The 22,260-nt window shown below is 52.0% G+C and carries 10 protein-coding genes and 1 pseudogene; 1 reads left to right on the top strand and 10 read right to left on the bottom strand.

Going from position 1 to position 22,260, the window contains the following annotated elements:
• Window positions 1-627: 627 nt before the first annotated feature.
• From MXE39_RS11100 to MXE39_RS11145, 10 genes and pseudogenes are all read right to left on the bottom strand, one after another.
• Window positions 628-2,715, bottom strand: a complete 2,088-nt coding sequence (locus MXE39_RS11100; RefSeq protein ID WP_246978745.1) for a chemotaxis protein CheA — start codon at window positions 2,713-2,715, stop codon at window positions 628-630.
• 9 nt (window positions 2,716-2,724) lie between these two features.
• The gene (locus MXE39_RS11105; protein WP_246978746.1) at window positions 2,725-3,498 is read right to left on the bottom strand and encodes a protein phosphatase CheZ; all 774 of its coding nucleotides are present in this window, start codon (window positions 3,496-3,498) and stop codon (window positions 2,725-2,727) included.
• Between the two features lie 18 nt (window positions 3,499-3,516).
• Complete coding sequence (locus MXE39_RS11110; protein WP_246978747.1) at window positions 3,517-3,912, bottom strand: chemotaxis response regulator CheY; 396 nt, start codon at window positions 3,910-3,912, stop codon at window positions 3,517-3,519.
• A 1,805-nt stretch (window positions 3,913-5,717) separates the two neighbouring features.
• On the bottom strand, window positions 5,718-7,214 hold the full coding sequence (locus tag MXE39_RS11115; protein ID WP_246978748.1) for an RNA polymerase sigma factor FliA: 1,497 nt from the start codon (window positions 7,212-7,214) through the stop codon (window positions 5,718-5,720).
• A gap of 1,269 nt (window positions 7,215-8,483) precedes the next feature.
• Window positions 8,484-9,302 (bottom strand): annotated as a pseudogene (locus MXE39_RS11120) (MinD/ParA family protein); the annotation flags it as partial.
• 832 nt (window positions 9,303-10,134) lie between these two features.
• Window positions 10,135-11,772, bottom strand: a complete 1,638-nt coding sequence (gene flhF, locus MXE39_RS11125; RefSeq protein WP_246978749.1) for a flagellar biosynthesis protein FlhF — start codon at window positions 11,770-11,772, stop codon at window positions 10,135-10,137.
• A gap of 933 nt (window positions 11,773-12,705) precedes the next feature.
• Complete coding sequence (flhA, locus tag MXE39_RS11130) at window positions 12,706-14,853, bottom strand: flagellar biosynthesis protein FlhA (RefSeq protein ID WP_246978758.1); 2,148 nt, start codon at window positions 14,851-14,853, stop codon at window positions 12,706-12,708.
• Between the two features lie 285 nt (window positions 14,854-15,138).
• Window positions 15,139-15,489, bottom strand: coding sequence for a YqcC family protein (locus MXE39_RS11135; protein WP_246978750.1), 351 nt, complete (start codon window positions 15,487-15,489; stop codon window positions 15,139-15,141).
• 81 nt (window positions 15,490-15,570) lie between these two features.
• Window positions 15,571-16,065, bottom strand: a complete 495-nt coding sequence (ruvX, locus tag MXE39_RS11140) for a Holliday junction resolvase RuvX (protein WP_246978751.1) — start codon at window positions 16,063-16,065, stop codon at window positions 15,571-15,573.
• A gap of 440 nt (window positions 16,066-16,505) precedes the next feature.
• Window positions 16,506-19,010 carry a hypothetical protein gene (locus MXE39_RS11145; protein WP_246978752.1) on the bottom strand — a complete coding sequence of 835 codons (2,505 nt, stop codon included), beginning with the start codon at window positions 19,008-19,010 and terminating at the stop codon, window positions 16,506-16,508.
• 1,200 nt (window positions 19,011-20,210) lie between these two features.
• Between MXE39_RS11145 and MXE39_RS11150 the strand changes: the two genes are divergently transcribed.
• Window positions 20,211-21,800: a methyl-accepting chemotaxis protein gene (locus tag MXE39_RS11150; protein ID WP_246978753.1), complete on the top strand. Its 1,590-nt coding sequence runs from the start codon at window positions 20,211-20,213 to the stop codon at window positions 21,798-21,800.
• Window positions 21,801-22,260 lie beyond the last annotated feature (460 nt).

Below are 22,260 nucleotides of genomic sequence, written 5' to 3' on the forward strand. Positions count from 1 at the left end.
GGGTCTTGTCATAGGGGTGTATCATATGAACCTCGATGGATTACGGTAGGCCCACTATGGGCATAACCATGTTTGGCTCATTTGTATACTATTTTGGCAGATTCAGATGACCGTCAAGGAAGCCTACGGGGCTGCACATGCGCAGAAGGCTGCCTATGCATGGGGGCTGCATATGCGCAGAAGGCTGCCTATGCGCAGGAGGCTGCATATGCATGGGGGCTGCACATGCGCAGAAGGCTGCCTATGCATGGGGGCTGCATATGCGCAGAAGGCTGCCTATGCATGGGGGCTGCACATGCGCAGGAGACGGCCTATTCGTGGGAGCGGGCCGTGCCTGGCTTGAGCGGGTGGCGGGGTATGGGCGATGTCTGTAAAACGGTGGTAATTTTCCTGGCTGGTTTGTGGAAATATATTGATAATCTTACAATCTATTTAGATATGTTGATATGTATGCACAGCAGACAAAATAAAAGAGAGGTCTCAAAGAAACCTCTCTTTTCCAGCACAACAGTATGTTGTGCCCTAAATTGCAGTTAAGTCTGTTAGGTCCGGGTGATCCCGGACCGGCAGCTCGGCTGTAGCGGCTTTGCTGCCTGGCTCCGACCAGGGTCGGAGCCTGTATCGGGTTTAGAAGCGATTGCCGCCTTTGCGTGCATAGGCGCGGATCAGACCTGGAATATCCAGAATCAGAGCGATACCACCGTCGGAGGTGATAGTAGCGCCGGACATGCCAGGAGTATGACGCAGTAAGCTGTCTAAAGGCTTAATCACAACTTCTTCCTGACCTACCAGCTCGTCAACAACGAAGCCTACCAGGTTGGAAGCAGGTACCTGTACCAGCACGATATGAGCCTTGCCAGTGAGGTACTCAGAAATGTTGGTATTTTCAAACCACTGCTTGAGGAAGAACAGAGGAACAGCCTTGTCACGGATGATGACGGTGTTCTGTCCATCCACATTACGCATGGATGATAAATCCAGGTAGAAGATTTCGGAGACCGAAGTAAGAGGCAGCGCAAAGGTCCGACCGGAGATCTGTACCATCAGGGTTGGCAGAATAGCCAGGGTTAATGGAACCTTAATCTCAATGGTAGTGCCCTTGCCAACCTCGGAAAGCACACGTACAGAGCCGTTGAGCTTGGAGATATTGGTCTTTACCACGTCCATGCCCACACCACGACCGGAAATATCGGTAATCTCGGTGTTGGTTGAGAAACCAGGGGCAAAGATCAGGTTGTAGGCCTCCTCATCAGAGATGCGGGCTGCACCCTCCTCGTCAAGAACACCTTTGCGAACAGCAGTCTGACGGAGTTTGTCCGGATCCATACCGGCACCGTCGTCAATAATACGCAGCAGAATATGGTCACCCTGCTGGGCAGCTGACAGAGTTACGGTACCTGTAGCAGGCTTGCCATTGGCAGTACGATTGTCTGGAAGCTCAATACCATGATCACAGCAGTTACGAACCATGTGAATCATTGGATCGGCCAGAGCGTCAACCAGGTTCTTATCGAGCTCGGTATCCTCACCTTCCATGACGAGGTTAATCTGCTTGTCGAGCTTACGGGCAAGGTCACGAACCAGTCGTGGGAAGCGTCCGAATACCTTCTTGATTGGCTGCAGACGGGTCTTCATTACCGAGCCCTGAAGGTCAGCAGTGACCACATCAAGGTTGGCGATGACCTTGTTCATCTCCTGATCGGAGCGATGAGCAGCTATGGACACCAGACGGTTACGTACCAGTACCAGCTCACCTACCATGTTCATGATGTCGTCCAGCACCTTGCTGTCCACACGCATGGTAGTTTCAACGTCACCGGCAGCACCTGCTGCGGCATTGTTGCCACTTCTTGGGGCCTTGGTGGCGGCGGCGATCTTGGCCTGAGCACCAGTAAGCTTCTTTTCAGGCTGAGCAGGAGCTGCCGGAGCGGCTGCAGCTGGAGCAGCTGCAGGTGCGGCGGCCTGAGCAGCAGCCGGAGCAGTTGCAGGTGCGGCGGCCTGAGCAGCAGCCGGAGCTGCGGCTGGCTGCTCGTTATGACCGGCAGCCTGAAGCATCTTGTCAAATTCGACGTCAGTCGCGTCTACAGAACCACTGGCAGCTGGGGCAGCAGCGTCACCTGCCTCACCCGGAGCATGACCCTTACCGTGAAGCTGATCGAGCAGAGCTTCGAACTCTTCTTCAGTAATGTCATCAATGCTGCCCCCGCTCCCTGACTCAGCTGCAGCTGCTGGAGCAGGTGCAGGTGGTGGTGGTGGAGGTGGCGGAGGTGGTGGTGGCGGAGCGGCTGGCTCAGGAGCAGGTGCGGCAGCTGCCGGAGCAGCACCGCCACCGGAGCCCTTGCCGTCAGCAATGTCATGCAGACGGGTAATTAATTCCTGAGGGACAGGCTCTAATGGCTCACGGTTCTGAACAGCGGTAAAAAGACGGGTGATTTCGTCATAAGCCTGCAGAACAGCGTCCGATGACTCGGCGTTAAAGGTGATTTTGCCGTTACGCAGCATGTCGAACACGTTCTCAGCTGCGTGGCAGATGTCTACCAGCTCGTTTAACTCAAGGAAGCCGGCACCGCCCTTAACTGTGTGGAAGCCTCGGAAAATAGAGTTTAAAAGGTCCTTATCATTAGGAGTCTTCTCAATCTGGACAAGCTGCTCATCGAGTCGCTCAATGATTTCGCCTGCCTCAACCAAGAAGTCCTGTAGTATCTCCTCATCCATCTTCTACTCCTAAAAGCCGAGACTTGCGAGTAAGTCGTCCACTTCGTCCTGCGAAGCAGCGGCAGTATTTGCCTCAATTTGACTATCAAGAGCTGGACCCTGGGCCTCAATTGCTTTCTGCTTGAGTCTTTCCTGATCTTGCTCAGGTGTGTACTGGCCGAAGAAGCGTAAGAACTCAACGAGCTTACCCTCTACCTCAGTAACCAGGCCGATGACTCGCTGAATCATCTGACCGGTAAGATCCTGGAAGTCCTGAGCCATGAGGATCTCATTTAACTGATTGGACAGATCTGAGGCGTCTTCTGCGGTCTTCTTTAAAAGATCGTCAATACGATGGCATAAAAATACGAACTCGAAGCGGTCAATGCGACCGTTCATCAGATGCTTCCAGATTGGCATAAGATCATCGATGGATGACTTTAATGCATAGGCAATTGGAGTACATCTGTCTACTGCATCCAGAGTACGGGTTGCGGCCTTGTCCGTTACAGAGATGATGTAACGGAGACGCTCGGATGCGTTAGGGATCTCTTCGTCAGTGATCTCACGTAATCTTGGATCGTAAGCAAACTTCTGCACTGCCGTGTGAAGATCACGGGTCAGATAGCCTACCTGCTGATAGAAGCTTTCTTCATGCTGCTGCGTAATGGCAATCAGCTTACTGTCAGCTTCCTTTTGCATGCCAGCCTGCAGCAGCATTACAATTTCCTCAGCATCAGCCAGAGTAATGAGAGGCTTGTCGCTCTCCTGTAACATTGCGTCGGCCTGGTTTAAATCGGACATTTACCGCTCCACCTTCAGTTAAGCTTCACCACCATCAAGGCGCTCGAAGATCTTGTCGAGCTTGCCCTTGAGGATATCAGCGGTGAATGGCTTGACAATGTAGCCGTTTACACCAGCTTGGGCAGCTGTAACGATCTGCTCGCGCTTGGCTTCAGCAGTAACCATTAAAACAGGCAGTGACTTGAGCTTTGGACTCTCACGGATTTTGCGGAGCAGCTCAATACCCTGCATGATAGGCATGTTCCAGTCGGTAATTACGAACTGGAAGTCGCCACTTTCAAGCATAGGCAGAGCAGTAGCACCATCATCGGCCTCATGAGTGTTGTTGTAGCCGAGATCGCGCAACAGGTTCTTAATGATGCGTCGCATGGTTGAAAAGTCGTCGACGATCAAAATCTTGATATCTTTATCCAAGATCTTCTCCTTAACTGCAAAAGGTCTTCAGGCATTCAAAAACTGATGTTCTGCATTTGCAGGACAGCAGGCCTGATTTGACGGGGCTCAGGCAGGAAATACCTGGCCCGGTATCACTGACATGTGACAAAAATCTGTTTCATCAGCACTGCCATGTCGCTCTGGTGATTTACTGGAGCAACAGCAGCTGCTTATGAATAACTGTACCGGTCCGTTTAAGGACATGCCATCAGTACAGACGATAATCCTGACAGGATTAGCGCTCAGCTCACGACGCCTGTATCAGACCCTTCTGACAGGCGTAAAACGTTGTTACAAGCTCTAATATTAGCGCCAATTGTTATATCAAGCAAATATATGCCTGACTTTTTGTTTGCCCGGACACGGGCCGGAAGCTCTCTGAGGCGTCTGTCAATTTTCTGCAAAAGATGATTCACAGGGACTTTTCTGTACTGTATCGCGCCCGCATTTTACACCAGCAGGCCGTCCTTATCCATGGACTCATTGATACATAAAAGCAGATCAGGACACTGAAAGGGCGGGCTGTTTTCCTGAAATGATTAAGCTTTGTACCAGATTTAAGATACTCAGAATCTCAGGCATGCAGACTTTAATGGACAAGATTTGTGGCCCTTTTGTTGGGAGTGCTCCTTTCTGACTATGTCATTATGCTGCAAGCTCTGTTCCATACCGGATTAAATGACGGCGGCATCATCAACTGTGTATCTTAAACTGCAGCCGTGAACAGCCCTGACCGAGCATTATGAGCGACAGCTGTGCAGACATACTGCAAAACTGCGGGAAATCTGTTTAAAACTTGAAATAATGGAATATTGAATCGCTGGCCGACGGGCCTGAAATAAGCAGGGCTCTCTTATGTTGAGTAACGCACCCCCTTAATATCAGGGTGCCTCAAGAATCGTTTGTCAGACTGAACAAAGCAAGGTTTTTACCGGGCTGGCCTGAATCCATTAACGCAAAGCCATCATGGATTGTGACTCACACAGCCAGATTCATATGATCAGGGAGTGGAGGAAACTGAGGCTGCCCAAGATACCGTCCCCTCAAACGGCTGCAATGTTACAAACTTTAGCCACAACACACTGTTACAGGATGTTAAATTGCCGGTTAACTACAATAACCTGATACAACAGGCACTTTAATGTACTGATGCGCAAAATGCCAGTAATGCGATGAAGCCATGCTCCGGAAAATCAGCATATATTAGCACAATTGATGGCTTTTAGAATATCAGCAAGGCATGTGAACAGCAGTCAGCATACTCAGCCAGATTCCTGAGCACAGGCAATAACAACTTACGTATGACCATTATACCAGTACGACTTAAAGCGCTTAAATGCCGCCCCGGCAAGCTCCTCTGATAAGCTCAGCTGCCCTGCCATGTGCTTACATGCATGGCCTGCAATCTCTCCTGGCTTTACTGCCAGCTGATGGCCCTGACGGGCCTTACATGTGCCAGGCTGGCACATACCTGGGAGTGGTCAGGCACAGCCGGACTGGATATGACCTGGGGCTGGTCTGGCACAGCCGGACTGGATATGACCTGGGGCTGGTCTGGCACAGCCGGACTGGATATGACCTGGGGCTGGTCTGGCACAGCCGGGCTGGATATGACCAGGGGCTGGTCTGGTCCTGGCTGGATCTGCTGCCCCATAGCCTGTCTGGTCTATTGAGCCATGTCACAAAACAGCGCAGTCCGAACACATCAACCCGAACATGGCAGTCCGAACATGTCATTCCGAATGCGGCAGGGCGAACATGGCCGGGGATTATGGCTGGTCGGATTATTTGGCTGAGCTGGTGCTCTGCTTTTGCTGCATGGCAGCAAACTCTTCCATGGACATTACCACAGGCTTGCTCGAAGGGCGTCCACGGTGCTTGACCGAGTCAGTTGTGCTCTTTGGACGTCCTCTGCGTGGCTTTTCAGCTTTTACCGGCTCTTCATCAGCTGATTGAGCTGATGACTCTGCTTCTGCCTCACCGGAGCTGCTGGAGGTGTCAGGACGTACTGAAAGTGAAACTGTATGGTCTGCAGTAACATCCCTGGTGACTGCATCGCCGCGTGACTTTTCTGATCTGGCATCGGCACTGGTATGCTCGGCAATGGCCTCGTAACGGGCACGGCCTGCTGGGCGCCCACGCTTGCGTGGCTTCTCAACAGCTACAGCAATCTCAGGAAGATCCTTGTTCTGCATTTCTTCAAAGGACTCGAGATCATCAAGAGCACTGAGAACATCATCGTCGTAACCGATAGCACCCTTTGACCTCCTGGTGGCAGGATCTTTGATGGTATCAAGTAATGGTCTGTCGGTGCTGGCAGCCTTAGGTTTGTCATCAGTAGCAGTCTTTACGTGGCTGAGCTGAGCAGGTTTGGAGCCAGGAATCAATGGAGTGTCATTAATCTCACCTGACTCATCAAAGAGCAGTGATGACTTGAGCTTAACTGGAGGCAGCTGTGGCTTTGTGATCTTACGAGGCGGCACTTCGCCACGCTGACGTATTTCTTCTGACGGAAGTGAAGACCAGTCCTCGAGGTCACCGCGCAGGCGTACAAGAGCCTGAGCCAGAATCTGGCAGGTACGGGACTCTGAAATGCCCATAATCATGCCGATTTCTCTGAGGTTGAGCTCCTGATCGTAGTAGAAGCTGACAATGGTGCGCTCGCGATCTGGCAGACTCTCAATGGACTTGGCCAGAGCGTCACGGAACTGCAGTCCGTTGAGCGACTCAAAGAGTTTGTCATCAGGGTTGGTGCCGGAAATCTCATTTAAAGGACGGTCACCGATCACGTCATCAGTAAGACCTGTATCCTCAATACACATGATCTGGGAGCTGTTGCTCTCAAGAAGCATCTGATGGTATCTGTTGATATCAACATTGAGACGGGCTGCAACTTCGATATCGGTAGGTGGGCGTCCCAGTTCGTGGGAAAGTCGTGTCAGAGCATCGCGAATGGCGCGGGTATTCTGGTGTACAGAACGAGGGGTCCAGTCGCTCTGACGGAGCTGATCGATAATGGATCCACGAATACGGATGGCGGCATAGGTTTCAAAGGCAGCGCCCTGTCCGTCCTTAAAGTTCTGAATGGCATCAATAAGACCAACCATTCCGGACTGAATGAGGTCATTGGCGTCCACATATGATGGCAGACGGGTCTTAAGGTGCAAAGCAACACGCTTCACGAGAGGTGCGTACTTGACCACCAGAGTGTTACGCTCTGCAACTCTCTGGCCTTCGTAGGCTTTTGCACCTTTTAACATTGCTTGATTAAGGTTACCCATGAAACGATTTTTTCCCAATTCTTCGGTCTGAGCTGAAACAGGACTTCAACTGTTAGTAAAGTCTGCTGGCGGCCTGAAACCTAAAACCGCCGGCTCTGATAATTCAGACAGATTCCGGAAACCACTGCCTTGCAAAATAAAAAATGCACAGCAGTTTTCAAAAAAGCTCAACCTGGTACGGTTTCGTGCCGTTACTCGCAATGAATAGCCAGGTTCGAAAACGGAGCTCCGAGAACAGATATATTCAGGCAGTACTGACTGCGATATGCCAGCATGCTGCTGACGGTCAGCAACACGGGCTTATCCAATTAATATTACCAGAGTATATGACAAGTACAAAATTAGCAAAGTGCCAATATGCCGCGCTCTGCCTCAAAAATTGTTCAAAAAGCTCAAAAAAGGAGCAATCAGCATCCGTATAAACCTCAGCTGTCAATCATAAACGGCCCGACTTACGGATAAAGTCATACGAATGTGCTATGTGCTCCCCTGCCGCCTGTCCTGGTGATTAATGCATCATTCACATGCCAGGCTCACACATGCCTTGCCGTGAGCATATACTGATATCACAATGCTTAAACCGGGAAGCTGTACAGACTGTGTCCTCTGTTCTGCAGCCTCTGAGTCTGCAGCAGCTAAGTACAGAGCGGCACATTGATGCAATCAGGGCCATCACTTGCCCTTTGCACCAGTGAATTTCCTAGATTTGCTTAAATCATGCCACTGCCCCGGCCTTCCGTGCAGCAGCAGCTTCCGGTCGGCTGCACATATGAGCCTGCTCTGACGTGGCAGCACTCATTTCAGGCAGCCAACATCTCAGGCAATGCCCGCGCAGCCGGCGCCCATCTCAGGCAATGCTCGCTCAGGCGGCGTTGATGGACCGGACATGCCAACGCTCATACACCATGCCAGAGGGCTACAGGGTGGGAGCTTATGAGGCCATTTTAGAATCCCTGCAGATTTTATCCACAAAAAAACCGCACAGCTGTGCGGTTTTTTGTTTGAACAATCGGAAAATCAGCGGGCTGGTTCGTCTTCCGGATCAATAAGTCCGTTGGCAATGGCATCTTCACGAACATTGGCAAACTGATCTGCAATCTCCTCATCATCCTCATCGATGGCGATCTGACCTTCTTTGAAGTTTACGTCACCATCCAGCTGCAGGCCCAGCTGGCTGCCGATAGAGGCTGGAGGCTCAAGGCCACTGCCCTGAGAGATGTCGAAATCAGGTGTCTGAGGCAGCTCTGGCAGATTGCCATGCTCATCTGGACGGCGAATCAGGTTCTCAACAAAGAACTCCAGATAGCCACCGGCAATATCAGGAATAGGCCAGTTGAGTACACGGCGTCCCAGGCTCTTGAAAGCACGGGCAGCAGGTGCCTGAGGGAAAGCATCAACTACGCAGGTACGCTGGCGTATTGCCTTGCGCATGTTGATATCAATTGGGATACAGGCGCACAGCTCAAGAGCCACATCAAGAAACTTGTCGGTGAGGGTGACCAGCTTCTTGAACATGAACTTGCCTTCTTCCAGAGAGTGGACCTGGTTGGCAACAATGCGGAACTTGGAAACACCGTAATCGTTGGAGAGGACCTTCATCTGGGCATAGGCGTCAGCAACGGAGGTTGACTCGTTGCACACAACCATGATTACGTCCTGAGCGGCACGGCAGAATGACAGCACCATGTCGGAAATACCGGCAGCGGTATCAACAATCAGGAAGTCTACAGGCTCTTCAAGGCTGGAGAATGCTCTGATGAGACCGGCATGCTGATCGATGGACAGCTCAGCCATCTCCTTAAGACCGGAGGAGGCAGGAACAATACGCAGTCCCTCTGGGCCATCCTGGATGATCTCCTGAAGAGTGCATTCGCCACGCAGCACATGAGCCAGGTTCTTTCGAACCTTGAGTCCCAGCATAACGTCGATATTAGCCAGACCAAGGTCAGCGTCGAACAGCATGACATGCTTGCCCATCTGACAGAGGGAAACGGCTAAATTTAAGGACACTGATGACTTACCGACGCCACCTTTACCGCCGGTAACAGTAATAACCTTAACTCTTCTCCATTTGTATTTTGGTGCCATACAAACGATATCCTACACCAGCAAACTCTTAAGCTAAAAGTTCACGCTCTATGCGCTAATTGAAAATCTTGTGCTCTGAGTTTCAGCAGAAATTACAGAGCAGAAACTTGCGGCTTTCAGACCTGAGGTCTGTCCGGAGCCTCTGTTACACCCTGAAATAAACTGATTCAGGGGCCGGAAAATCAAGCAGGTGACTATGCTGAAGTTATGACAAATCCGGTCTGTTCATGCCGGTCTTAATATCTAGTAATCTTACTATATTAAGCACCGTGCTTACAGATACGCAGATCGCACTAACAGCTTTTGGCAGCATCTTGCATGTCAGGGATTGCACTTAATGTACGCTCTCTCCACGATTGCTCACGGGATACCCTGTGCTGCAGCAGCGTCAAAATTCGTACAGTCAGGTGGACAAAGTCATGCCTGCACCCCCAGAGATGCAAGAATTAAGCCGCATCGGTTTAGACCTGAACTTAATGCAGTGAAAACATTCACTGCCTGAACAGCTGCACAGGCTGTGCAGACAGCCCGGCTTCATGGGCTTTTGTACCAGCTGTGCCGATACACTGGCTTCATGGGCATTTGTACCAGCTATGCCGATACACTGACTTCATGCACTTTTGTACCAGCTATGCCGATACACTGGCTGCATGCGCTTTTGTACCAGCTATGCCGATACACTGGCTGCATGCGCTTTTGTACCAGCTATGCCGATACACTGGCTGCATGCGCTTTTGTACCGGCTGAGGCGCAGGCCCTAAAGCCTCACTGTTGCCCCTGCCTGACCCGTTCACGCTGACTTGTACATCAGTTTCCGGGCTGAATGCCAGGACTACTGGCGGGCCATTTCACGCTGGGCAGCGTCGTCTTCGACGGCTGACAGAGCGCGGCGGGCCAGAGCATTTGGATTTGGAATATCCAGATCCTCAGGCACTCGCTGACCGTCTGTGATGTAGCTGATTGGCAGCTTCATCTCAATACAAAGTGACAGAGCATCACCTACATTCTGGCACTCGTCAATCTTGGTCAGAATCAGACCGGTCAGACCAACAGTGGAGAAGTGGTCATAAGCATGTTGAAGAACCTTGCGCTGGGTAGTGCAAGGCAGCACCAGATAGTGCTTGAGCTGGAGAGATGACTGCAGCTTGAGCTGAGAGAGCTGAGCGTTGAAACGCTCATCCTTGAAGCCCACACCGGCAGTATCTACCAGAATCAGACTCTTGTCTGAAAGGGTGTAAAGCAGCTGAGGCAGTTCGCCCAGATTCTTTACGGCATAAGTAGAGCAGCCCATGATACGGCCATAGGTCTTAATCTGCTCTACAGCACCAATACGGTAGTGGTCAGCAGTTACAATGGCCACACGCTGCGGGCCGTAACGCATGACGAAGCGGGCAGCAAGCTTGGCCAGGGTTGTCGTCTTTCCGACACCTGCAGGACCAATAAGGGTAACAATACCGCCCTTGGAAACAATTTCATCATCACCGGTGAGAATTGCGCGCTCAATAATAGGCACCAGCTCACGCCAGGCGTCATTGAAGGTAATCTCGGCAGGAAGCTGGTTGACCAGATTGTCAGCCACATTCTCCGAAAAACCTACAGAATTGAGCAGCTTGAAGACCATGGCCTTTACCGGCTCATTGCGGGAACGGTTGTCCTGAAGCAGACCGGCCAGCTCAAACTGCAGCAGCTTGCGGATGTTCTCCACCTCTGCACGCATTTTCTCAAGGTCCTGGCGTACAGCCACATCAGGAGTACCGGCACCACGGTAGGTATCGATACCAGCCTTGTTTTCGTACTCTTCCTTTTCCTGCTTGGTCTTGGACTTAACGAAAAAGTTCTTGAACTCGCGCTGCTGTGACAGTGGCAGTGGCGGAGTTTTAAAAAGATCGGCATCGTCATCCAGTGATGGATCAATACGTGATGGGCCGGCTTTTTTCATTGGGTCATTGGCCATATCGTCATCTTCTCCAACTACTGGATTAATAATTCTTGAGACACCTGTTCCTTTTAATGAGCTGGCTTTAGCACGGCGATCTTCCTGATCCTTGCTCTGCTGTTCACGGGTAGCTGCAATATTGTTGAGCAGCTTGTCGCCCGTTTCCTTGCTCATGGCCTTCTGGCGCTCGAGAATTTCGATAAGGCTCTGGGCATATGCCTGATTCTTGCCGCCAATGAGTCTGCGATCGTTAGGGGCACGGCCTGGCTTGTTGCCACTTAAATCAACCCTGTCCTCGGACAGCTGGCGATCACCAGGGGCACCAGGGGCTGCCTGGGCACCCGGTGCAGCGCCTGGGCGCGCACCTGCAGGTGCAGCCGGCTTAGGAACTGGCAGACTTTCAACACCTGCCACGATCTCAATGCCGTCTGCAACTCTCTTATTCGACATGATGATAGCGTCATCGCCCAGCTCATCCTTTACCCGGGTGAGGGCCTCACGCATATCTTTAGCTACAAAGCGCTTTAACTTCATAAAAATCTTGCGGCGAGAAAAATCATCGTCCCATGACGAGGAGGGATCGCAGCACTCCTTTGGATAGTCCGTTAAAAAGTCTTACGCTTCTCATCCGGTAACAGTTCAAATCTGACCGTACCTGCACAAAGCAGCGTCTGCCATCTTGCGATGGCAGCCTGTCAGCCCCACGGGGCAGCCACATCACAGCCTTTTCAGGCCGGGCAGCCTGTGCCGGGTATAACTCCAGATAACGGAGCCGGACCGTGTCTGCAGGGACTGTCAGACAATGCAATGGAATATGACATTGCAGTTCCAGAACTTGATTAATGCAGTGCAGCTGTCACAGCAGCGCACCGCCAGAATCATGTTGTCAGGCAGCATCACGCACTGCCCGCATAATTTCAGCCTTAACATCTGTAATACCTTCTGTGTGCAGACCGATACTGCAGGGCTGATCACAAGATTCTATAAAAATTTTTCCGATAAACCAACACTCTGCACATCTCAAAGGGCATATTAACGGGCTTCATACCCGTATCTGCCCCTGCCATTAACCGATTGGGAACCGCTCAAAAGCCCGAGGAGACCGCGACGGTGAACTGATGCTAGATACCGGAACTGCAGTGCTTTTGGACTCGCGATTAAAAACCGTTTGCGGTCAGATTCATCATAGAGCACAAAACATACAACAACAGTAAAGAATTTTACAAGCAATTTTAATGCCGCGCACCTGTGTCAAAAGCCCGTCCAATGGCCGTTTTAGCAGATAAAACACGTTTTACAATACGGATTTTTCATCAGTCATTTTAAATAACCGCAGATAAAAAGAGGGGCTCCATGTTGTAACATGGAGCCCCTTGAATCTTTCAATAAGAGCATCTGCTCTGTGGGATATGTCCGGCACTGCAGCCTGTCAGTTAAAGCTGAGTGGCTGCAATGGAGGGACAGGCGCTAACCTCTGATCTGAGGCTGAGCGTTGTTGTTGCCCACTACAGAGACAATCTTAATCTGCTTGTCATCAGGGATTTCCTGATAAGACAGTACACGCAGACCAGGAATGGTGTTCTTGACGAAGCGTGACAGAGTAGAGCGCAGAATACCAGAGGTCAGCAGAATGGCTGGCTCGCCGGCCATTTCCTGATTTGCTGTAGCCTCGTACAGGCTCTTCTGCATACGGTCAGCAAGACCTGGCTCAATACCGACACCCTCGGCACCACCAGTCTCCAGAGACTTGTGCAGTACCTTCTCAAGATCAGGAGAGAGGGTAATAACAGGAATGATAAGGTCGCCACCAACAATGTCCTGAATAATCAGACGACGCAGACCGATACGGCAGGCTGCGGTCAGAACTTCAGGGTCCTGACTCTTAGGTGCGTACTCAACCAGAGTCTCGAGGATAGTACGCATGTCACGTACTGGCACACCCTCGTGCAGCAGATTCTGCAGCAGCTTGGTTAACAGGCCAAGGTTTACGATGTTTGGAACCAGACCGTTGACCAGCTTAGGCTGAGTCTTGGAAACAATATCCAGAATGTTCTGAACTTCTTCCTGACCAATAAGTGAGGCACAGTTGTTAGCCAGAATCTGGGACAGGTGGGTTGCTACTACGGTGGAGCAGTCTACCACTGTATAGCCAAGGCCCAGTGCACGGTCATTATCAGGCTTGGAAATCCAGACAGCTTCAAGTCCGAAGGCAGGGTCCTTGGTAGGAATACCAGGTACACGACCGAAGACCTGGCCCGGATTAATGGCCATGTCGCGGTCCGGCTGAATCTCAGCCTCACCGAAAGTTACGCCCATCAGGGTAATACGGTAGCTGTTTGGACCGAGGTCAAGGTTATCACGGATATGAACAGGTGGAATAAGGAAGCCCAGATCCTGGGAGAGCTTCTTACGCACACCCTTAACACGGTTGAGCAGTTCACCACCCTGAGCCTTATCCACCATAGGGATGAGACGGTAGCCCACTTCAAGGCCGATAACGTCAACTTCAGAAACGTCATCCCAGGAAAGCTCACGCTGATCAGGAGCCTGCTCAGGTGGCTCTGGAGGAGGTGCCATGGCAGCCTCAGCCTCTGCAGCCTTCTTGCTTTTGATGAGCAGACCAATGATAAGGGAAATGGCAGCCAGAGAAAGGAATGCCATGTGAGGCATGCCAGGAACGATACCCATAACGAACAGTACACCGGCTACGATGTACATGGTCTTAGGCTCATTGAAGAGCTCGGATACCACCTGCTGACCCATTTCATTATCGGTACCGTTCTGACGGGTAACGATAATAGCGGCAGCTACGGACAGTAAGAGGGAAGGAATCTGAGCAACCAGACCGTCACCGATGGTCAGCAGAACGTATACACGGGCTGCCTCACCCATGGACATGCTATGGAAGATAGTACCGATGATGATACCGCCGATAATGTTGATGAACAGAATCAGCATACCGGCGATGGCGTCGCCCTTTACGAACTTGGAAGCACCGTCCATGGAGCCGTAGAAGTCAGCTTCACGGGCGATTTCGCTGCGGCGCTCACGTGCCTGTTCCTGATTGATAAGACCGGCGTTAAGGTCGGCGTCGATAGCCATCTGCTTACCAGGCATGGCATCGAGAGTGAATCGTGCGGATACTTCGGAGATACGGCCGGCACCCTTGGTAACTACGATGAAGTTGATGATCATCAGAATGGTGAAGACGATTAAACCTACTGTGTAGGAACCGCCCATTACCACGTGACCGAATGCCTCAATCACCTTACCGGCTGCGGCGGTACCGTCCTGACCGTGGAGCAGAATCACACGGGTGGAAGCAACGTTCAGCGCCAGACGTAAAATCGTGGTTAACAGCAGAACGGTAGGGAAGGAACCGAAGTCAAGCGGCTTCTTGGCATAGATTGCAACCAGCAGTACTACCATGGAGAGCGCGATGTTGAATGAGAACAACATATCGAGCAGTACTGGAGGAATAGGCAATGTAATCATTGCCAGACATGCCAGTACCAGCAATGGTGTACCAAGCTTTACTACACGCAGTTTACGGTAGGCAGCACCGCCAATGGAAAGACCCTGAGCTACCTTGGGGTTGGCTCTGGCCTTGTCCATGGCACCTGAAACAGGTGCTGATACCTTGGAACTTAGATTTGAAAAGAAACCCACTGTCAAATCACCGACGGCTGTAATGAAAAGAATAATTTCCCCTTTCATGCAAGACTTTTGCCATGGACAAAAGCCCGTATTTAAGGGAAAAATCAGATAAACAGGCTTGATGAGCCCTGCCCTGCCTGCAGTAAAAATCCACGAAGAACAATATCAGTCTCATCAGGAGACTGCACATTAAAAAACGTTACATTAATACCGCCAGTCGGCCAGAATTCATGACCGGGCCTGTCAGCCCTGATGGCTCTCAATAGTAATCAGATTATCCAGAGTCTGCAGAGCACCAATAAGGCTGCGGTATACACCCCACTGGCCACGGTACTGCTCCTGAGCATAAGTGTGAACGGTCATGGCAGCAGGTAAAGGGGCACCTGCAGCAATCATGATGCGAAAACGCTCAATGAGAACGTATTCGAGCCACTCATGAAACTCAATGGTATCAAGGCAGAAAGGAGTCTGGGAGTTGAGGTCGCTGTCCGATGGCCTCTTGTCCTCACCACCCCATAATTCGAGGCTGCGCAGCTCCTGCTCAATGGCATCAAGCTGCTCTTTGATGGCATGAAGGTCATGTTGACCGCTCATAAAACTCTCTCCAAAGTATGAATATGTCTGCCTGCCTGGCTGCAGGCGCAGCCTGCGTGACAACAGTCACTGGCTCTGAGGTCAGGTCTGTGGCTTTGCTTTTGATGCCAGATGAACAGGGTCGGAAAAAGCGCATTCGCTGGAGCGTCCGCCCATATCAAAAAAACCTTCCAGGATGATGCGGGCTGCAGTTGCATCAATGCGGCCCTTGTTACGCACCAGAGCGCGGTAGCCGCCCTGATGACTGAAAATCTCGTCTTTGGCCTGAACTGAGGACAGACGCTCGTCCTTGAAATAAACCCTGAGTCCGTAGCGGCTCATCAGTCTGTGACCGAACTTGCGCGCTCTGGGCGTCATCTGCGGATCAGCTGTGCCATCCATGTTCACAGGCAAGCCTACCACAATATAGTCAGGCTGCCACTCACTGAACAGATCTTCAACTTCCTGCTCAGAGGGTATGCCATTGTTGGCCTTGAGTGACTTGAGGGCCTGAACTGAGCCCACAGTCTCATTGCCTGAGGCTACACCAATGTGGTGAATACCAAAATCAAAAGCCAGTACACGTCCGCTGCTCACAGCTGCTCCTAAAATAACAGTTCAGTTGCTTTCCTCTGCTGCCCGACATACCAGGTTCAGGCAGAGGCACCATCAGCATCCTGCAGCACAGCCATGAGGCCAGGCTCGGACCGTCCGGGGACTGCATTATGCCACTTAAGAAGACATTTTTGTGAAAAGCACTCAGAATCAATAATTATAACGCGCACCGGCTCACAAGACGGAAAGCCAGATCCACTGCCCCACAAATAATCACTCCGTTAATCCCAGGCAAACGCTGATCTGCCCGGCCATGCCATGGCAAGCCAGTGTGGGGAACAGCACATGCCATGGCCAGCTGGAGCCATGGCTATGTACATGGCAGAGGACGTGGCTGTGGCCCGGCCCTGAGCCCGGGCCGGGGCCGGAGCCAGGGCCAGGGCCGGAGCCAGGGCCAGGGCCGGAGCCAGGGCGCTTTGAGCTTATGGCAGGTAGGCGCCGTTGAACATGATCTGGGCGCGACGGCTGCGTCCCAGCAAAGCTGTAGCGTTGACGTCAAAGCTCTTGATGCTCTCATAGCACAAGTCACCAATGGCCCTGTGTACCGCCTGCAGATTGACAGAGGTGGTAATGACCATTGGCAGATTGTTACGGGAGCGCTCCATTAGCAGCTCGGCAAAAATCTTCTGACTGAAGACTTCAAGGGCCACATTGTCGCTGCACAGGCCATCAAGGATCAGCAGATCGACCTTGCACATGGCATTGAAGCTGCGGTCACGTGACTGCTTTTCCTCAGCCGTCTCCTTGTGCGTGAACATTCTGGTCTGCTTTACATCATCGAAGCTGACAATCATGACCAGAGGAAGCTCAGGATTGGATGCATGGTAGTGAGCCATGGCCTTGAGGCTCATGTATTTGTTGGCAATGGCATGGCACAGCTGGGTCTTGCCTGATCCGCGATCGCCAAATAACAGCAGCAGCTGACGGCTCAGGAAGGTGTTGACACGGCCCAGGAAGTACAGCGCCTCGGTAAATGCTGCATTGTTGAGATCATCACGTCTTAAGGCAGCAAAGCTGTAATCTGGATTGATCTTGCCCGTGCGGCGCATCTGAGACATGAAGTTACGGTAATAAGCCTCTTTGCGCAGATGAACCTCACCTGCAACCTCTCTGGCCTCATTACGTCTCATCAGATAGATCTCAAAAGGATCTACCTCTACTGAATCGACATCAATGCCGCTCTGCTTTTCGATTACCCTGAGCAGTAAATCAAGTCCACGCATTGGGCGGTCAAGATAGCGTCCCTGCCTGTCAGTACCTGAATACAGTGGCTCTTCCTGCAAAAATGCATCAAGCTCACTCTGCTCCGTGCCGCCCTGAACTTTATCCAGCTCCCTGCCCCCGTCCTTTGAACTCTTGCGGCCCTTGTTAATACCTGAGCGCATACTCTGGGAGACCTCGCTTATCAGGGCAGAAATACAGTCACCTTTTCCTGATGATTTCAGACCTGACAGACCCTCTGCTGCGCCAGCACCAGCCGCACCGGCCGATCCTGCACCGGCCGATCCTGCACCGGCGGCACCTGTCATGCCTGAAGCTGCGGCACTGGCTGCAGTACTGGCTGCGGCACCTGATACGGAGGAAGCTCCCGAGCGGTTTTTAATCCAGCTGGCATCGCAGAACATGCTCTGAGCAAGAGCCGGGTCAATACCCATGCCCTTCATGCGCGCCATCATATCGTTGTAGCGGCCCTCATCACCGGCATTAAGGGCATAGCGCTCGGAAAGCTCACCAAAGGAAAGAGTACTGGTATCGATATCACCCATGTCATCTATTACCGGGGTATCGATGATGGTGCGGCTGGAAACACGGCTGCGAAATGTAGCCTCTAGAAAGTGCTCCAGTCTTACCAGTCGGTTACGCTGCTCTATGACATGATTGCATACATCGCGTACCGGTTCAGGAAGAGATGCAGGCACAGGAGAGACAGGCAAAAGCCTCACTTTACGGGACAGAAAAGCATTGTTCTGGCCGCCAAGCGGCCACTGATCTTCAGCACTGACTGCCCCGGAGTTTACTTTGGATACCCCATCGCTGGTTCCACCAGAGGCTCCACCGGCAGGCACACTGCCAGCAGCCTGACCTGCAGCATGAGCAGCAGGTCCGACCTCTGCAGCCGCTGCGTAAGCTCTGGTACTGACAAGTGGACCAGCCCCTACAGGTACCTGCCGGGCAGGACCACCATTTTCAGCGAGCAATCCTGAACCGGCAGCGCCATCAGCAGCTGCACCTGCGCTGCCATGTCCGCCCTTAGTGTTAACTATATGATCATGACGCACATTGCCCTGCGTAGCGCCAGCATTGCCGGCGTTAAAGCTCATGGCCGCCATGTAGTCCTTGTCGGCTGGTCCCTGACCAGGGCCCTGGCTCTGGCCCTGAGAAGGGGCAGTGCCTGGCCCCATCCCCTGCCCTGCAGCCATAGCTCCTCCCTGAGCCATGGCTGGCAGGGGAGCCTGACGCATATTGCTCTGAAGTGAAGCAAAGGTTGAAGTCAGTCCGGCCATGGCACCTGCAGGTCCATTATGAGCAGAGCTTTGAGGCGGCATCTGATTAAAGGATAAAGAGACCGCTTCGCCTGGCCACGGGGACGCTCCCTGCTGCCCCGGCCATGGCAGTGCGCCACCTGCAGCAAAAGCTCCAGGCGCAGCCTGCCCCTGTTGACCATGGGCACGGATAACCTCTCCCTGAGAGTTGTAACCACCAGCAAAAGCACTGACAGGCTCAACTGGCGCCGATGCATTCAGTCTGGTGGTTTCAGGAACGTTAAAGCGCGACGGGGCACTGCTCATCTGGGGATTTCCGGCCATGTAAGGTCCATTACCTGTATATGAGGCCATGCCGTCACCATCAGCACGGCCTGAGGCCTGAGATAACGCCTCTGCTGATTCAGACTGATTGCTCTTTGCGTTGCCGTTGCTGTCTGTCATATATCAAAGCTCCAAAGTCAGGTTGGACCACCAGGCATGCTCAAACCATTCCCGCCCTCTCGGCCGCCGCAATCATGACGTATTGCTGCATTTGCCAGGAACTGCCGATGTTCAGCTGCTCTGCTGCTTTGCAGCCAGACTGCACACTGAACCGCGACTCGGCTGCATGATTGCAAACCGGGCGGCGGCACTGCAGCGCATGAGATTGACAGTAAAGCCATGCATATAAGCTGCACGTGGTCAGATTGTCAAAACAGGAGGTTCAGGATGGAATGAGGGACTCATGTAAAGGTCTTGAGTATAGGAACAAAGAGCCAGGCGATCAACACAGGGCAATATTCATATATGGCTGTATCTGCATCAGACATAAAGGCACGTTGCTGTCCGCATAAGAATTGAAGTGACCGACACCTTATATGCTCAATGTAGTCCCGGCCTCAGAAAGTACCCTTCAGGCTCATGAGCTATCTGCAATCAAATGTCTGTACATTCATCATGGACGTAAACCATTTCCAGTTTCGTATTATTTAGTATGTCCAGTTGGACAATATGGCCGCTTTACAGATGTTGCTTTATCCGAAAAATATGCTATATGTTTATCTATGACGGCTGTGCAACGCCTTATCTGTACGGCTGTCTTACGTTGCAGATTCACAATATGAGACAGGCTAAATGCTTGAGCAGCATCCAATATGTGATCCTGTAAGCACAGATCGAGGTACAGGAAAGCGCAGGATTCTCAACCACAGTCTGGGCCGGAGCCTTAACCGGTAGCTCAGCCGGCGCCTGAACCTGGCGTTGAGCCAGTGCCTGAGCCTGGCGTTGAGCCGGAGCCTTAACCGGGCGTTGAGCCAGTGCCTGAGCCTGGCGTTGAGCCAGTGCCTGAGTCTGGCGTTGAGCCGGTCCCTGAACCGGGCGCTGAGACGGCGCCACAGCCATGCTTTGAGCAATATCGATAACTGGAGCCATGCTTTTTGCAGATACAGGGCTTTGTCACCAGTGACCTCTCTGACCTTAACTGAGCATGAGCCTGCACAGTACCAGGCTGCCAGATGGCAGCTGCCTTAACCCGAATTCTTACCATGCCTGTTTAAAACTGCCAGCAGGTACTGGTCATACTCCGCCTTACTGCTATTCAGTACCAGAATTATCTGCCCCCTGATTCCGGCCGGCCCCACCACTTTCCACAGAGACGCTACCATGCGAGATAACGGACCAGTAAACAATACCGAGCACAGATTTCCAGATGACAGCTCCGCCCGAATCATCTCCATTACTGATCTCAATGGCATCATTACCGAAGTAAATGATACCTTTGTTGAAATCAGTGGTTTTTCCCGCGAAGAGCTCATAGGACAGCCGCACAATGTGGTCCGTCATCCGGACATGCCGACTCAGGTCTTTGACATCATGTGGCAACGCCTCAAGCATGAGGAGCCATTCATGGGCATCATAAAGAACAGGACCAAGGATGGCGGCTTCTACTGGGTTAATGCCTACATTCATCCTATTGTCCAGAACGGCCAGCTGGTAGGTTATGAGTCTGTACGTACTGCTCCGGATCGTGATCAGGTAAAGCGTGCTGAGGAAATTTACAGACAGATGCGTGAAGGCAGGCAAATCAGGCCACGCATGACTGTCAATGACAGCGCTCTGATAGCGGTCTTTGTCATTGCTGCTGCCTGCTGCCTGTTCTTTCAGGGCGGCTTGTCCATCGAGAGTATTATATGCATGCTGATCATGCTGGCATGCATGCTTACTGTGACAGCCCGCCGCGCCCGTCTCTTCAGATTTATCAACCGCGTCTTTACTGACCGTTCCAGCATTCTCAACAACAGAATCTACAGCTGCTGTCGCGGCACAGACTGCAGTGCTGTTTATAACATCATGTACCACGTCAAGGCAGTAGACGGTGTTATGACTCGCGTCAGGGAGAACGCCCAGAAGCTCAAGAACATTGCTCAGCAACAGCTGGAGGATCAGAATGCCAGCATGAAGCAGCTTGATGAACGCTCCCACTTCACAAGTGAGATCATGGCCGATCTGCATGACATTTCCGAAGAAATCTCCAGCATGATAGGTGATGTAACCCGAAGCTCCTCAGAGGCTGCCCACAGTGCCAGAGAGATTTCTGACATGGTAGGAAGTGGTAAGAATATGTCTGTTCAGACCATGGATACCATCAACCATCTGCGAGATTTGACCTCACGCAGCAGCGAAATGATTAACGATCTGGCTTCCCGCGTTGATGATATCGACAAAGCCTCTGAGCTCATCAAAGGCATTGCAGCGCAGACTAATCTGCTTGCCCTTAACGCATCCATTGAAGCCGCCCGCGCAGGTGATGCCGGCCGTGGATTTGCTGTAGTAGCCGATGAGGTACGCTCCCTCTCCCTGCGAACTGAAACCACTACTGTTCAGATTAAGGAGCTGATTCAGCGCTTTGAAGCTACAGCACACAGCGCCGTATCCCTCTCAGAGGAGGGCCTTAACAACGTCAATAGCGGTGTTGAGCAGATTGAGCAGACCAGCTCCCAACTAAATGAAATCCAGGAGCACATTAAACACATAACCCTGCTTGCCGGAACTATGCACGACTCAGTCAGAGAGCACAGTTCTACTGCCTCTGAGGTAGGCAAGAAGATTGAGCATATCCTGGCCATCAATGATGAAAACTCAAGCTCTGCAACCAGCAGCCTCAATCAGACAGCCGTTATTACCAGCATGTCAACTGAGCTAAGCAGCATGATTGATCGCTTCAGCCGCGAGAGCCGCACCGGCCACAACTAAGTCCTGTTAAAGCTGTCTTGCCACAGCCCGGCTGCCGGCCGGACCGTACCAGCTCCCTTTCTTGATGGCCAATCCTGGCCGGGCAGTACCTGTCCCATACCAAATGCCTATTGCTGGCCGGGCTGTGCACGTCCCCATCATGCCTGCCCACATCCATCCCACTCCACCCAGGGGCTGTCATGCCCGGCAATCGCTCCAGGCTCCCCAGTAATGTAATTGCCCGCTTTTTCTTTACCTGCCCCTGCTCTCTGGTACTTTCCTTACACGACCTTTACCAGCCGGCCCAACCTTTACCAGCCTCGTCTAAGCAGTAGGTCCGACCTTTACCAGCCGCGTCTCATCGGTCGCTCGACCTTCGCGTGTGTACAATTCTCATCTTTCACTTCAGGTCACAATCACCGCGATCTGTGGTACTGCCGGGATAACCTCTCAAGTCCTACAATAGAACCATTTTGCAGAT

It is taken from the genome of Anaerobiospirillum sp. NML120511 (assembly GCF_023050955.1).
In the GTDB taxonomy this organism is placed as follows: Bacteria; Pseudomonadota; Gammaproteobacteria; order Enterobacterales; family Succinivibrionaceae; genus Anaerobiospirillum.